The sequence below is a fragment of the Vibrio cholerae genome (assembly GCF_008369605.1).
GTDB classification, from domain to species: Bacteria; Pseudomonadota; Gammaproteobacteria; order Enterobacterales; family Vibrionaceae; genus Vibrio; species Vibrio cholerae.
This window is the reverse complement of record NZ_CP043554.1, coordinates 1,224,284-1,238,881: the sequence shown is the minus strand read 5'-3', so window position 1 is coordinate 1,238,881 and position 14,598 is coordinate 1,224,284. Positions and strand designations below refer to the sequence as shown.

General features: G+C 49.0%; 15 protein-coding genes. 8 read left to right on the top strand and 7 right to left on the bottom strand.

The annotated features are described in order from the left end of the window. From F0316_RS05930 to pspA, 4 genes are all read right to left on the bottom strand, one after another. Positions 1–1,032: an efflux RND transporter periplasmic adaptor subunit gene (locus tag F0316_RS05930; protein ID WP_149560292.1), complete on the bottom strand. Its 1,032-nt coding sequence runs from the start codon at positions 1,030–1,032 to the stop codon at positions 1–3. 171 nt (positions 1,033–1,203) lie between these two features. Next, positions 1,204–1,593 carry an envelope stress response membrane protein PspC gene (gene pspC / locus F0316_RS05925; protein WP_000043977.1) on the bottom strand — a complete coding sequence of 130 codons (390 nt, stop codon included), beginning with the start codon at positions 1,591–1,593 and terminating at the stop codon, positions 1,204–1,206. Next, on the bottom strand, positions 1,586–1,819 hold the full coding sequence (gene pspB, locus F0316_RS05920; RefSeq protein ID WP_000093876.1) for an envelope stress response membrane protein PspB: 234 nt from the start codon (positions 1,817–1,819) through the stop codon (positions 1,586–1,588). The genes pspC and pspB overlap by 8 nt, the downstream gene beginning before the upstream one ends. 13 nt (positions 1,820–1,832) lie before the next feature. Then, positions 1,833–2,501, bottom strand: a complete 669-nt coding sequence (pspA, locus tag F0316_RS05915; protein ID WP_095471029.1) for a phage shock protein PspA — start codon at positions 2,499–2,501, stop codon at positions 1,833–1,835. A 209-nt stretch (positions 2,502–2,710) separates the two neighbouring features. On the opposite strand from pspA, the gene pspF reads away from it, so the two are divergent. The 7 genes from pspF to F0316_RS05880 all read left to right on the top strand — a co-directional run bounded on the left by pspF (position 2,711) and on the right by F0316_RS05880 (position 9,850). After that, a complete protein-coding gene (pspF, locus tag F0316_RS05910; protein WP_001187705.1) occupies positions 2,711–3,727 on the top strand; it encodes a phage shock protein operon transcriptional activator in 1,017 nt (338 codons plus the stop codon). 152 nt (positions 3,728–3,879) lie between these two features. Further along, on the top strand, positions 3,880–5,463 hold the full coding sequence (locus tag F0316_RS05905) for an ABC transporter substrate-binding protein (RefSeq protein ID WP_000173173.1): 1,584 nt from the start codon (positions 3,880–3,882) through the stop codon (positions 5,461–5,463). After that, positions 5,463–6,425 carry an ABC transporter permease gene (locus F0316_RS05900; RefSeq protein WP_095487940.1) on the top strand — a complete coding sequence of 321 codons (963 nt, stop codon included), beginning with the start codon at positions 5,463–5,465 and terminating at the stop codon, positions 6,423–6,425. The genes F0316_RS05905 and F0316_RS05900 overlap by 1 nt, the downstream gene beginning before the upstream one ends. Then, the gene (gene sapC / locus F0316_RS05895) at positions 6,412–7,299 is read left to right on the top strand and encodes a putrescine export ABC transporter permease SapC (protein WP_000947601.1); all 888 of its coding nucleotides are present in this window, start codon (positions 6,412–6,414) and stop codon (positions 7,297–7,299) included. Before F0316_RS05900 ends, sapC begins: the two co-directional genes overlap by 14 nt. Then, the gene (locus F0316_RS05890) at positions 7,299–8,294 is read left to right on the top strand and encodes a peptide ABC transporter ATP-binding protein (protein ID WP_001128845.1); all 996 of its coding nucleotides are present in this window, start codon (positions 7,299–7,301) and stop codon (positions 8,292–8,294) included. Before sapC ends, F0316_RS05890 begins: the two co-directional genes overlap by 1 nt. Then, positions 8,291–9,079, top strand: coding sequence for a peptide ABC transporter ATP-binding protein (locus F0316_RS05885; protein WP_001275032.1), 789 nt, complete (start codon positions 8,291–8,293; stop codon positions 9,077–9,079). Before F0316_RS05890 ends, F0316_RS05885 begins: the two co-directional genes overlap by 4 nt. After that, positions 9,080–9,850: a DUF2927 domain-containing protein gene (locus F0316_RS05880; RefSeq protein ID WP_000977701.1), complete on the top strand. Its 771-nt coding sequence runs from the start codon at positions 9,080–9,082 to the stop codon at positions 9,848–9,850. It begins immediately after the preceding gene. Between the two features lie 36 nt (positions 9,851–9,886). On the opposite strand, the gene F0316_RS05875 is transcribed toward F0316_RS05880, so the two are convergent. Beyond that, entirely contained in the window at positions 9,887–10,276 is a 390-nt protein-coding gene (locus F0316_RS05875) for a DUF2750 domain-containing protein (RefSeq protein ID WP_000070233.1), read from the bottom strand. A 134-nt stretch (positions 10,277–10,410) separates the two neighbouring features. After that, positions 10,411–11,316 carry a manganese-dependent inorganic pyrophosphatase gene (locus F0316_RS05870; RefSeq protein WP_108257452.1) on the bottom strand — a complete coding sequence of 302 codons (906 nt, stop codon included), beginning with the start codon at positions 11,314–11,316 and terminating at the stop codon, positions 10,411–10,413. 185 nt (positions 11,317–11,501) lie between these two features. Between F0316_RS05870 and F0316_RS05865 the strand changes: the two genes are divergently transcribed. Beyond that, on the top strand, positions 11,502–12,710 hold the full coding sequence (locus F0316_RS05865) for a putative manganese transporter (protein ID WP_001086717.1): 1,209 nt from the start codon (positions 11,502–11,504) through the stop codon (positions 12,708–12,710). 62 nt (positions 12,711–12,772) lie between these two features. On the opposite strand, the gene F0316_RS05860 is transcribed toward F0316_RS05865, so the two are convergent. Then, positions 12,773–14,509 (bottom strand): glycoside hydrolase family 36 protein, encoded by a 1,737-nt coding sequence (locus F0316_RS05860; RefSeq protein WP_149560291.1) that lies wholly within the window; start codon positions 14,507–14,509, stop codon positions 12,773–12,775. Positions 14,510–14,598: the final 89 nt, after the last annotated feature.

The following is a 14,598-nucleotide window of genomic DNA, read 5'->3' as shown; positions in this document are numbered from 1 at the left end:
TTACAGTCCTCGCTCCTTGACCCATTCACGCACTTTTATGCCCTCGGTCACGCCACTGACACCGGAAATAATGATCCGGTCGCCATCATTTAAGCCTGTAAGCACTTGGCGTTGTTCATTCAAAGTGACCGCAGCTTTACTGACCAGCCCCGCTTCATCGACTCGCCATACGTATTTTCCCCCTTGCTCTGCACACAATGCAGAAGTGGGGATCACCGTCACGCTACCACTCGAAGCCATGAGGCTTACACGTCCCGCCATACCCGGCAAAATGCCGACATCATTGGGTCTTTCCATCACCATAGTCACTTTATAGGAGCGGGTTTTGGAATCGGCCTCGGTATCTATCTCTTGAAATTGCAGCGGATATTGGCGGTTAGGGAACGAGTCAAACACCATATGCGCTTCTACACCTTCACGAGAAAAGCGATTAAGCAAATGATCGGGAAGGAGAAACTGCACTTTGAGCAGTTGATTGGTTTGAATATTCATCACCCCTTGCTTGGCTGCGACATACTCATACTGCTCTGCTGGGATCAGCGAAATGGTGCCATCATAAGGGGCGATCAATTGGGTATAACGCAGATTGGCTTTGGCTTGTTCCCAGGTGGCTTTCGCGGAATTGTGATTGGCTTGAGCTTGGTCGAAATCCTGCTCGGACACGACTTTGTCTTGTCGTAATCGCTGTGCCCGCTGAAATTGCACATCGGCTAATTGAAAATTGGCGTTGGCTTGCTGTTCTAACAACGCATATTCGTCAGGGTTGAGTCTGGCAAGTACCTCACCTTTCTTCACCTCTTGTCCGGCTAAAACATCAATGGTTTGTAGTTGTCCGGGTACACGGAAAGCGAGCACCGCGCGATCGCCAGCCGCCGTAGTGGCTGGAAATTGGCGAGAAAAGGTGTTGTTACCTACGGACACAGTCGTCAATTTAGCTGGCCGCGAATCGGGCTCAGGCACGGGAGGAAGCTCTTTTCCACACCCCACCAGCAAAGTGGAGCAGATAGAAAAGGCCAAAAGGGTTTTGTTCATACCAATTACCTATGCTTAGACATAGCTCAAACATAGGTGAATCAGTGCGTTAACTCCACTCACGCCATCGATTTTTAACCAAATATTAGCGAAAGTGAGAGCGGCATTTCATACCGCTCAATAATAACTCGCACCTATCTATTCACTACGATTTGTAATTGGCGCTGGTGACTAGAGTTTGCGAAACTCGCGGTTGACCTTAAACGCTTCGGAGGTGACATACGCCTCCACACCACGAATTCGAGTCTCGACTTGGCTGAGATCGCGATCTAGCGTGTGCAACAGCTCTTTTGGTGCTTGCCCTTGTGCCCAAGGTTTGCTTTTCAGCGTATGCGCTTGCTGACTACGAATATCTTCGCGGTACTGCTTCGGTAGCTTCTCCAGCATCAGAGCCATGGCCACATAAGCGACCAGCACTAAAAACGTCCCACCCAGCAAGGCGGCGGTGATCACTAAAATTCGCACCAGCCAAACTTCTAGGCCGAAGTAATTCGCTAACCCTGCACAAACCCCCGCTATTTTGCCGTTATATGGGTCGCGGTACAGCTCGCGTTTACTCATAGCGATTTCTCCAGTTTGGGGTTTCATCGTCCAAGATCCGCTCTAAGGTTTCCACGCGGTCTTGCAAGCGATTTGCCTTATCCGACAGGGTGCGCAGAAGTTGCAGCTCCTCATCCGATAGACCATCCCCGGTTTTGCGTTTACTCCGGTAGTGGAGGATCAGCCACAGCGGTGCAACAAAGATACAAAAAACGATCAATGGCACAGCGATAAAAAATGAGGACATAGTCTACTCCCAATTATTGGTCTGATTTCATCTGAGCTTTAAGCTTGTTGAGCTCTTTTTCAATCTCATCTTGTGCTTGTAGCTCAGCAAATTCTTGCTCTAAAGAGCGCGCTTGGCCTGATTGTGCATAAAGATCGGCTTCTGCTTCCAGCTCATCGACTTTACGCGAGAACTGTTCAAACTTTGCCATCGCTTCTTCGCTACGACCCGCGTGCAAATGACGCTGCACATCGCGACGATGACTCGCCGCTTGGCTACGAATCGCTAACGCTTGCTGTTTCGCACGGGTTTCAGTGATTTTGGTTTCGAGCTTACCAATTTCGCCTGTCAGCTTTTCAATGGTTTCTTCGACAAGCGTCTGCTCTGTGTGCAAGCCTTTCAGTACATGTTGCAGTTTCTGCTTCTCGATCAGTGCCGCGCGCGCCAAATCTTCACGTTGTTTAGTCAGCGCCAGCGTCGCTTTGTTCTGCCAATCCTCTAACTGCTGTTCAATCGACCCCACTTTACGCGCCAGCTCTTTTTTATCTGCCATTGCTTTGGCTGAATTGGTACGCACTTCCACTAACGTATCTTCCATCTCCTGAATAATCAGGCGGATCATTTTTTCTGGATCTTCTGCTTTATCCAGTAGCGCGCTGATGTTGGAATTTACGATGTCTGCAAAACGAGAAAAAATACCCATGACGTTTCTCCTATCCTTCAGTGCCAAACACTGAGATTACCGCTGCAGCCCCATGCTGTGCGTTGGTTGCAAAGATAAATCCAAATTACGTGCCAACTTTTAAACCCATACTTTTCAAACAATTACAAATATACCGACTTTTTCACTCAGCATGCTATGATGAAATTCACCAACAGTTGGTCAATTTCACCACTTTGAGGAAATAGAGGATGCAACAGAGCTTGCTCGGAGAGTCACCTGCGTTTTTAGCGGTGTTAGACAAAGTCTCACGTTTGGCGCCGATCGATCGTCCTGTGCTGGTCATTGGCGAGCGCGGAACGGGTAAAGAGTTGATCGCCCAGCGCTTGCACTATTTATCAAAACGTTGGGAACAACCGCTGGTGTCGCTAAACTGCTCAACGCTCAGTGAAGGGCTGATCGATTCAGAGCTGTTTGGTCATGAATCAGGCTCGTTTACTGGAGCCAAAGGACGCCATCAAGGACGTTTTGAACGTGCCGAAGGCGGTACGCTGTTTTTAGATGAATTGGCCACTGCACCACTCTCAGTGCAAGAAAAACTGCTACGCGTGATCGAATACGGCCAATATGAACGTGTCGGTGGCAACCAAGTATTAAACGCGAATGTGCGCTTGGTATGTGCAACCAACGCGAATTTACCGCAAATGGCTCAGCAAGGCACATTTCGCGCAGACTTACTGGACCGACTGGCGTTTGACGTGATTCATTTGCCCGCACTTCGCCATCGACCAGAAGATATTGCGCTGCTTGCCGAACATTTTGCTATTCGCATGTGCCGTGAACTACAAGTGCCACTCTTTGTTGGCTTTAGCCCCAATGCATTACACCAACTGCAAGCCTACTCTTGGCCGGGCAATGTGCGTGAGCTGAAAAACGTGGTGGAGCGCGCGGTGTATCAACATGGGTTGAATAGCCAACCAATTGATCAGTTAGTCTTTAACCCGTTCCAATCTAGTGACATTGTCACCGACGTATCTGAGCAGGTGGACGTTCGCCATACCACTCGTACCGACTTCCATTTGCCTCTTGACTACAAGGCATGGCAGCAACAGTGTGATATTGAGTTGTTACAAGCGGCACTCACGCAAGCGAAATTTAATCAAAAGCACGCCGCGCAGTTGCTGGGACTCAGCTATCATCAATTTCGAGGCATGATGAGAAAGTACCCACAAATGAACAGTGAAAACGCCTCACCTCACGTTGAGTGATATGCGGTAAATGCGCCTTTTCACTTGGTTTCGTTCGAAAAACAATGGTAAATTAGCGGGATTTTGAGGCTTGCCAGACTCTGGCCAACGCCTCGTGACTGACTCAGATCACTATGAATGCATTATTACGATTTACGCTAGGGCTGTGCAGCATGACTCTGCTGGCAGGCTGCGGAGAAAACATCGACCACAGTAAGATCCGCAGTAGCGGCTTTGTCTACTGTGGTGAAAGTGCGCCGAGCACCTTTAATCCGCAGTTAGCGGATAACGATATCACCACTGATGCACTCGGTCCGCAGCTCTACAACACCTTGCTGACGATAGACCCCGAAACACACTTACCCGTTGCCAGTTTAGCCAGTAGCTGGACCGTTAATAGCACCGGACTTGAGTATGTGTTTAAGCTGCGTCCCGATGTCGCGTTTCAAACCACTCCTTGGTTTGGCCCGACACGTCCACTCAATGCCGATGACGTCGTGTTCAGTTTTCGACGCATTATTGACCCGACCAATCCTTACCACAAAATGGGCCAAACCGAATATCCGTGGTTTAAAGGCATTGATTTTCAGAATCTATTGGTTGATGTCAGCGCGCTCGATGACTTAACCGTAAAGTTTGTCCTTAGCCGGCCTGATAACAGTTTTTTATCCAACATCGCCACTAGCCACGCGGTGATTCTGTCGTTGGAATACGCCAATCAGCTCATCATTGATGATGAAAAAGAGAAGCTGGATAACCTTCCTCTGGGTACTGGGCCTTTTTACCTTGCCGAATACCATCCGCGCGATTTAATTCGTTTGAAACGTCACCCCCAATATTGGGAAGGTGCGGCAAAAGTCGAGCAAGTGGTGTTTGATATTTCACAACGTGGGACTGGCATGCTGGCCAAATTGCTGCGCAATGAATGTGATGTGCTCAATGCACCGATTTCCAGCCAGCTGCCCGCGATTGAAAAGAACCCAGATATTGTGCTGCAAACCACACCTGCGATGAATGTGGCCTTTATCGCGGTGAACACTCAACATCCTGCGTTAAATGACAATCGCGTGCGTAAAGCACTCAATTTCGCGATTAATCGACAAAATATCTTAGATTCTGTCTATTACGGCACCGGAAGCATTGCTTTTACCATCTTGCCCCCCACCTCTTGGGCCTATCAGCAAGATACGGCGCAGATTCGCTATGATCGCAACTACGCGCAAGCTTTGCTGCGTGAGGCTGGATTTGCAACGGGTCTGGAGCTGACCATGTCAGTGCCTGTAGAGCCGAAAGCGTACAATCCTAGCCCGCGCAAAACGGCAGAGCTGATCCAAGCGAATCTCGCCGACATTGGGGTGACATTACGCCTCATCAGTGAAGATCGTTCAGAGCGCCAAGAGCTGAGTATACGCAACAATATTGACCTGTACTTAAGTGGCTGGACGGGAGATACGGGTGACCCAGATAACTTCTTACGCCCTTTACTCTCTTGTGATTCCAACCGTGCAGGTCTCAACGTCTCCATGTGGTGCGACAGTGATTTTGATTTTCTGTTGGACTTGGCGCTAGAAGCCAATAAACCGCGCTATCGCCTCAATCTGTATCATCAGGCGCAAAATATCCTCAATCAGGAGTTTCCGGTGATTCCTCTCGCCCACGGCATTCAGTTTACCGCTTATAGCAAATCATTAACGGGCATTCGCATTAGTCCATTTAATGTCCAACCGTTTAATACTGTCGAGAGGGTGGCCGAGTAATGTTCGTCTATACGGTCCGTAAATTTAACTTATTTATCATCACCTTGCTTATCTTGACCATGGTCGGCTACAGCTTAGCCAGATTTGACCCGCACTCGCCTTGGACGCTGATCGGCTTTTGGCAAGGATGGTCAAGCTATTTGGTGCAACTGATGGAATTCAACTTTGGCCTCAATAAATATGGGGTACCGATTATCCATGAGTTACTGGTGGTATTTCCGGCCACCATTGAGCTGTGTACCATCGCGTTTATCCTCTCTTTGCTCGTAGGAATTCCTATCGGAACACTGGCGGGAATGCGACAAGGGAAATGGTTAGACACTATTATCTCGTTCATTTCGATGTCGGGATATTCTGCCCCTATTTTCTGGCTGGCGCTGATGATGATCATGGCGTTTTCACTGCATTTCCCGGTATTTCCTGTGGCGGGACGCTATGACTTGCTGTATCAAATTGATCACGTTACCGGCTTTGCCCTGATTGATGCCTTTTTGTCGCAGTCCCCCTATCGCAGCCAAGCGCTGCAAAGTGTGATAGAGCATTTAACTCTGCCCTGCTTAGTGCTGGCGCTAGCGCCAACCACGCAAGTCATCGGCCAAATGCGCGCTTCGGTTGCCGAAGTCATGAACCAAAACTATATCCGTGCCGCCAAAATTAAAGGCTTGTCTAACTATCAAATCGTCACTCAGCACGTTTTACGCAATGCGATTCCGCCGATGATCCCGAAATTTGGCGTTCAACTTTCCAGCATGCTGACCTTAGCCATTATTACTGAATCGATCTTTAACTGGCCGGGTATCGGCCGTTGGTTATTGGATGCATTAGCCAACCGTGATTTTATGTCGATTCAAGCAGGCGTTATCGTTGTCGGTACTCTGGTCTTAACGGCCAATATCCTCTCTGATTTGATTGGCGCAGCAGCTAACCCCTTGGTAAGGAAAGAGTGGTATGTTAAGCGATAGTATTTATCAAGAAGAACATATTCCAACCCAGTTTGAGCGTTTCTGGCGAAGCTTTCGCGCGAATAATCTCGCCATGTTTGGCTTGTGGTCTTTGCTCTTTATTGCATTGGTGACCATTTTGTCGCCTTGGATTGCACCTTACGACCCGCAAATGCACTCCAGCGTATTGCTCCTGCCCCCTTCTTGGGAGCCCGAAGGTACCGTTGATTATTTCCTTGGCACCGATGATCTGGGGCGAGATATCTTGTCTCGCCTGATTGATGGTTCGCTGTTTAGCATAGGTGCTGCCGTCCTGATTACACTGATTGCAACCCTAGTCGGTGGAACCATTGGTGCACTGGCTGGCATGACCAAAGGACTGCTTTCTAGTACCTTAAACCATATTCTCGATACGGTGATGTCTATCCCCTCACTGCTATTGGCGATCATTTTTGTGGCCTTTCTGGGTGCCGGTGAGTTCAACATTTTACTGGCGATTGGTCTGGCACTGATCCCGCGCTTTATTCGCTCCGTGTATGTTGCGGTACACAATGAAGTGGAAAAAGATTATGTCATGGCAGCGCGATTAGACGGAGCGAATGAATTTTATCTGCTCTGGCATTCCATTTTTCCTAATATTCTGCCCATTATCGTAGCGGAAATTACCATGGCACTCTCGATTGCGATTCTGGATATCACCGCGCTCGGATTTTTAGGGCTTGGTGCTCAATCGCCCAGTACAGAGTGGGGAGCGATGCTCGGTGATTCAGTCGAGCTCATCTATATTGCCCCTTGGACAGTGACTCTCCCCGGCTTAGCCATTATGTTTACGGTGGTAGTGATTAACTTGGTCGGCGATGGTGCACGCCAAGCCCTCAATGCGGGAGTCGAATAATGCCGTTACTTGATATTCGTCACTTGACGATTGAGATTGATACTCCACAAGGTCTTGTGAAAGCGGTTGATCGTATGAGCTTGACCATGAATGAAGGGGAAATTCGTGGCTTAGTGGGTGAATCAGGCTCAGGTAAGAGCTTGGTTGCGAAAGCGATTGTTGGTATCTGTAAAGAAAACTGGCGCGTCACGGCTGACCGTATGCGTCTTGGCAATATTGATTTGTTGCAGCTCACCCCGCGTGAACGCCGACGCGTGATCGCACGCGATGTGGCAATGATTTTCCAAGAGCCTTCCACCTGTCTTGATCCATCTGAAGAGGTTGGACGACAACTGATTGAGTCCATCCCATTTCGCACCTTCGAAGGACGCTGGTGGGAGCGTTTCACATGGCGGAAAAAGCAGGCGATTGCTTTGCTGCACAAAGTCGGCATCAAAGATCACAAAGACATCATGTCTAGCTACCCTTATGAGCTGACGGATGGCGAGTGTCAGAAAGTGATGATTGCGATGGCCATTGCCGCTAAACCGAAATTGCTGATCGCAGATGAACCCACCAACGACGTGGACCCCATCACTCAATCGCAAATTTTGCGTTTGCTGAGTCGCATGAATCAGGTCAATAACACCTCGATTCTGCTCATCGGCCATGACTTAACCACCATTACTCAGTGGGCGGATCGCATTACGGTTATGTATTGCGGGCAATCGGTGGAATCGGCGGAAACTGCAAAAATTGTGGCAGAGCCAAAGCACCCCTACACCGCAGCGCTGCTGAAAGCCATGCCAGATTTTAGTGACTGGATCCCGCACAAACAGAAATTACAATCTCTTCCCGGCTCAATTCCGCCACTGCAACACTTACCGATTGGCTGCCGCTTAGGGCCACGTTGCCCTTACGCTCAGCGTCAGTGTGTTGAAGTCCCTCATTCGCGCTGGGTAAAAAACCATAAATTTTCTTGCCATTTCCCGCTCAACATGGAGTCGCCACAATGAGTGCGCTGTTAGAAGTCACCAATCTGCACAAAGACTTTGTCACTCGCTCAGGCTTTTTACGCAAACAGATCCAACATGCGGTAAAGCCGGTCAGCTTTACTCTTGAAGCAGGACAAACCATAGGTTTTATTGGTCAAAATGGCTCAGGAAAATCTACCCTCGCTCGCATGTTAGCGGGGATGGTTGCACCGACCGGTGGCGAGATCCGCGTCAACGGGGAGTTGTTAGAACACAAAGACTACTCGACGCGCTGTAAATTGATCCGGATGATTTTCCAAGACCCGAATACCTCGCTCAATCCACGTTTACAGATTGGGACGATTCTAGAAGGGCCGCTGAAACGAAATACCAGCATGACACCTGAAGCGCGAATGCGCCGCGTAAAAGATACGTTGCAACGTGTCGGTTTACTGCCAGAGCATGCTTACTTCTATCCGCAGATGCTGGCGACTGGACAAAAACAGCGTGTCTGCTTGGCTCGTGCGCTCATCTTACAGCCTTCCATCATTATTGCCGATGAGGCGTTGAACGGTCTGGATATGGCGATGCGCTCGCAAATCCTCAATCTGTTTTTGGAACTGCAAGAAGAGATGGGCGTCTCCTTTGTGTATGTATCCCAGCATATCGGAGTGATCAAGCACATCACTGACAAAATCATCGTCATGCATGAAGGAGACGTAGTCGAAGCGGGGGAAACTCACGAAGTGTTGGCGGATCCTCAGCATCCCATCACCCAACGCATGATTGAGAGCCACTTTACCAAGGCTCCCACCTTTAAGTATTGAATGATGAAAAGAGGGATTGCGCTCGGGCTTCTCACCCTTATTAGCCAATGTGCCTTTGGTCAAGAGAATTGGCGCGATCCCGCCTTTATTGAACGGGCTTTTCTCAACGTTGCACTGCGTAACGAGTACTCCGCAGGTGAAAAACCACTCAGTAAATGGCGTGAGCCTCTACGCATCTATTTTGATCACCAAGTGCCTGATAAAGCCCTGCATGAGCAATTAGCACGCGATCATGTACAACACCTCACCCAAGTCACTGGGCACTCGATTCAGGTGGTGACCAGCCGCACTGAGGCCAACGTAATTTGGGTGTTCACCCAACAATCAAAGTGGCAACAAGCCTTAGAAGAGTTGGCGGGTAAATCCGCCACTCAAACCATGCATGGTGCAATCTGTCAGGCCAATTATTCCACCAATTCTGCCTCTGAGATTGTTGCGGCTTCAGTCGTGATTCCGGTCGATCAAGCTCGTGACCATGGCAAACTGCTGGCGTGTATTGTCGAGGAGATCACTCAGGTGATGGGATTACCCAATGATTCAGAGCTCGCCTACCCTTCGATCTTTAACGATAAAACGCCGGAAGATTTGCTGTCCCCATTGGATGTGATTTTACTCAAGCTGCTCTACGAACCTGAATTAAGCAGTGGCATGAGACAACCGCAACTGCAAAGTTTGCTCAAAGCAAAGCTCAAACAGTACGAGCAGCAAGGTGTGTTGGAGAATGCGGTGCAAGAAGCGCGTTCTTCACCGCTGTATGAGTGGTTGCGCTAGTTTCAGTTTCACCAGCAAAAAATGGCCGACAATAACTTAGCGACGGTTAGCAAGCTTTTTCAGTTCAAAATCGAACTCATCAGGGAACAAAATCACCCCTTCTTCATTATCATTTGGAAAAACCACTACAGATAAATCATCCTGCTCTAACCCTTGTGTCCAGCGACTAAACCATTTGTTCAAGCCAATCGATTCTGGCTCACACTCAGCCCATTCGCCAGTTGCCCACGCTTGCGCAAATTCACGATGCGGCCATACCGGAACACACTCTTCCTCTTCCGTATTAAGCATTACGCAGCCGTGCTCATCTTTTAAAATCCACACTTGCTGGTTAGCCACAATCTCTTTCAGGCAGTAGTTGAATCGTTGCTCTTGGTCATATTGGTTGATGAGCGCCATTTGCTCTGCGGTTAATGGATTGGACATGTTTTCCCCACCTAATGTTGCCATTCTACTGAACGATGAAATTGCAGGCTCCCGCCTACAATCAGAGATAAAAAAACGCCCACGGCATACAGCGTGAGCGTTGCTTAACAAGAATGTTAACCGCGAAGTGGCAATCAAGCCAGTTCCGTTTGTAGCCAAGGCCAACCTTGCTTCTTACGACTTAGGGTGTTTTCCATCATCAGTACGCCGTCTTTTGCATGCTTAGCCAGTTTTTCTGACCATTCTCCTTTAAACAGCAGACGAGTTTGCGCGGTAGTGATGTCGGTCAGCATCAGTGCTGCAAGCGCCAATGATTCCTCATCACAACGACGTTGCAGATCTGCCTCCAAGGCATCAATCATATCCGCGACTTGCTCTAGCGTAGCCAGTTCAACCTGACCAACCACCAACTCACGGCCATTGAATGGGTAAGCTTTAAGATCTTTTTCGACCAGCTGCGCCGCACTTAAACCTTCAATGTCAGTTTTCGCAATCAGTAGCGCTTTGATAAAGCCTTCCAGATCGGTAATGCCCGCTAATACCGATAACTCAGCCACCGCATCACGATCTTTTTGCGTGCAGGTTGGTGAGGCAAAGCCGACCGTGTCAGACAAAATGGCAGAGATCATCAGTAACGCGAGTGGGCGTGTGATTTCTGCATTTTCCATTTTGAACAGATTGAACAAAATAGTGCTGGTACAACCGACAGGCCAAATCCACGCTTCCAGTGGATTCACTGTCATCACATCACCAAGACGATGGTGATCGACAATCCCAAGAATTTCGGCTTGATTGAGATCATCCGGTGCTTGCGCTAAATCGGTGTAATCCACTAACCACACTTGTTCGCCCGCCACACTGGTACGTAATTCTGGTTGCTCAACGCCTGCCACATTCAGAATATGTTGCGTTTCACGGTTGATTTCACCTTGGCGTACCGCCTTCGCTTCTAAGCCACGCGCTTTTAAAAGCTCAGCCGCCACTAATGCGCTACAAATACTGTCACTGTCTGGGTTTTTATGACCAACGACTAAAATCATTCTGTTACCTATTTTCTCTTTGCCATCAAACGGGCGTAAACAAAGGGTGCACTCTACTCAATTTCATAATTTCTTCATGGTGCTAAATCAAAAAAACCTTTTTCTGCCTACAACTCGCTTGAAATTGCGAATAGTTCTCAACTATATTATCGATAATAATTCTCATTCATTGCGCGCGGTATTCTATGAACTCTCTAAAATGGCCAAACATGGCAAATCATCGCGTCCTTGTCTCTCTGTTTAACCTCAGATACAAGCGACTGCTGCTGCCTATCGCTCTCTTTGCTTTGCTTGTCAGTGAGAATACTCGCGCAGTGACAGTCGAAACCTTAGCGGATTCATTCTGGGCAGTGTCAACTTATGTGGCCTTTACTTTAGCGATTTATCATTGGGTGTCTCGCTGGCTGGATGGTGCACACGCTTTAGTCAGCGCTTATCACCGCTCGCGAAACCTACAAGTGGTGATTGCCGCTCTACTGGGTGCTTTGCCAGGTTGCGGAGGGGCGATTGTTGTCACTACGCAATTTGTCAGCGGCAAAGTGGGTTTTGGAGCTTTGGTCGCGGTATTAACGGCCACGATGGGCGATGCCGCTTTCTTGCTGCTCGCCAGCCAACCAGTGACTGGGCTTTATGTGATTGGGATTGGGGTTGTAACGGGTTGTATCACTGGTCTAGTGATCAATGCTCTGCATCGGGATGATTTTATGCGTCCTGCGCTCACTGAACTGAGCAATAAACTGCGGACATCTTGCTGCTCCGCCACTAGCGCCGTCTCTTTTAAAGCGATCAATCTCCAAGGGTTATTCTGGAAATACCTTTTACTCCCTGCATCCCTAGTGGCGTTTGCCTCTTCATTTCAAATCGACATCAACCAAGTGTTGTCACTGCCTGAAATGAGTATCGAATGGATCGGTGCTTTACTGGCCGTTAGCAGCATGTTGCTGTGGGCGCTCACGCAAGAAATTGAAGATTATCAATCCACCGTGAGTGAAGACGATAAAATCCGCACTTCACACCCGATGCAAAAAGCCGCGCAAGATACCAACTTCGTAAGTGCGTGGGTGATCATCGCCTTTCTTGCCTTCGAATTGACCCTGCACTTTACGGGATTTGAAATTGGCGCAAATTGGGGGAATTGGGGCGTATGGATGCCTGCACTCGGCATTGTGATTGGCCTCTTACCCGGCTGCGGACCGCAGATCCTCGTCACCAGTCTGTACTTGTCGGGTGCACTGCCATTTTCAGCTCAATTGTCGAATGCGATTTCGAACGATGGTGATGCGCTATTCCCCGCCATTGCGTTAGCACCGAAAGCCGCGTTAATGGCCACGCTCTATTCCTCAATTCCCGCCGCGATAGTGGGCTACGGTTACTTTTGGTTGTTTGAAATGTAATTGAAAGACAGAGGGGCATTAGCCCCTCTGTCTTAATTGATATATACCCGTCCTATTTGAAACTAACCCACTGTAAAAATGGCGCGGCTTTGTAACCCCTTCTCTAAGTTAACGATGAGCAGTTTGGAAGGTTCGCTGCTTAATTGCTCTCCTGTCCAATAGTCATACCATTGCACCGGATGATTGGCGACCAAAGTAAACTCCTGAGCTTTACCGTTGAAGTTAAACAAGCAGTGCAGATCATTCTTATCGGTCAGCGGTAAGAAGGCATGGCGCATACTCAAGGAAGTGATTTTGGCCGCCTTCTGACTGTATTGGAATCGTTTGAGTAAACGTTTCAGGCTCTGTTTTGCAAACGGTGTTAATTTCGGCAGTGGGTCACCTGACAATAGCAAACCACCGCTGGCGAGCAGTAAATTACGGTGGAATTCGTAGCTGGCGCGATCGGCACTTTGATTGGGCAGCGAGGTGAGCGTTAAGCAATCCGGATCGATTTGCCACAGTTGCCGGTGCTGCCAACTGCGCATTAAGGTTTCACGCGCAATTTGGCAAAAGCGATCGGCATTGCGCTCTACATCATCCGACACACGCATTGCATCCACCAAACCCAGTGAAGGCCACATCGGCGCATTACAACCGAGTAGCCACCCATCGCCTGCGCCTTCCGCGATGGCTTGCATGCCCATTCGATACGCTTCTACACCCGTAACACCCGATTGAAAACGCTGGCCTTGTAGCGTTCCCCAGTAGTTGGCATCCAGCTTAAACAGTTCAACGCCCCACTCTTCACGTAAGGTTTTGACCACTTGGGTCAAATGCTCTTGCACGTCAGGATGAGAGCAATCCAACACATACCAAGGAGTACAACGCCAACCGCCATAAGTGATCTCTTCGGCTTTGAGTGGCTGACCTGCGGCATTTTTCACAAACCAGTCTGGGTGCTGACGAAAGACCGCAGAATCCGCTTCCGCGATAAAAGGGGCAAGCCAGATAGCGGGCTTTTTACCTTGGGCGCGAATATCGGCAATCACTTGCTCAATACCACTGGGGAATTTTGGGGATGGCGTAAGCCAATCGCCCATAAAGGCTTGATAACCGTCATCCAGCAGCACCCACTCCAGCTCAGGGTGACGCTCTGCTAATATCGCGACATTCTCTTTGATATCTTGCTCGGTCACCTCTGCATAATAGGCGTACCAAGAACACCAGCCCATTGGTGCGGGATCTTTGAGATGGGGCCTTGGCGGATGGTGGCGAGAAATCGCCTCGGCATAGGCTTGGTAAAGCTCCGACATGGATTCGCCTTCTAAGCAAATCACCGATTCCAATTGATTGGTGATCCAGTCTTGTGGGCGGGTTTCCTCCCCATCAATAAACGCGCTTAACACCCAATGCTGTGGGTGACGGTGCACTTCAAAAAAGCCCGCAAAACGCTGGCAAGAAGTAAAGCCAAACAACAGATAGCGGCCAGCGGCCTCTATCATCAAGGTATTGTAAAAACGCTTTGGCGCATCATGCGGGTAGATGCGGTAACTGAGATTGTTATCTGGGCATCGTCCAACTTCTTGGATATGGCTTAGCGTCCCTGAGGCTTGCGACAGCATTTGAAAGCCATCCCCCACTAAGCGGGCATCCGATTCGACATCCAGTAAAGTGCTAAACAGTGGATAACGGCGCTCAAAAGGTCGATTGTGTAACCCGATATACCGAGCAAAAAGCTCATTGCCTGCGATCTCCAGCTCAATATCCGCTTGCTGCACTAGGATTTCTCGCCCATTCGCTAATCTGAGATGGCTCATTGATTCTCTCCTTTTTGCTCTGAGTGTCTGACCAATGGCTTACGCATGACGTTAATTGGTTCACGTTTTGTGTGTTCCAACCGTATCCA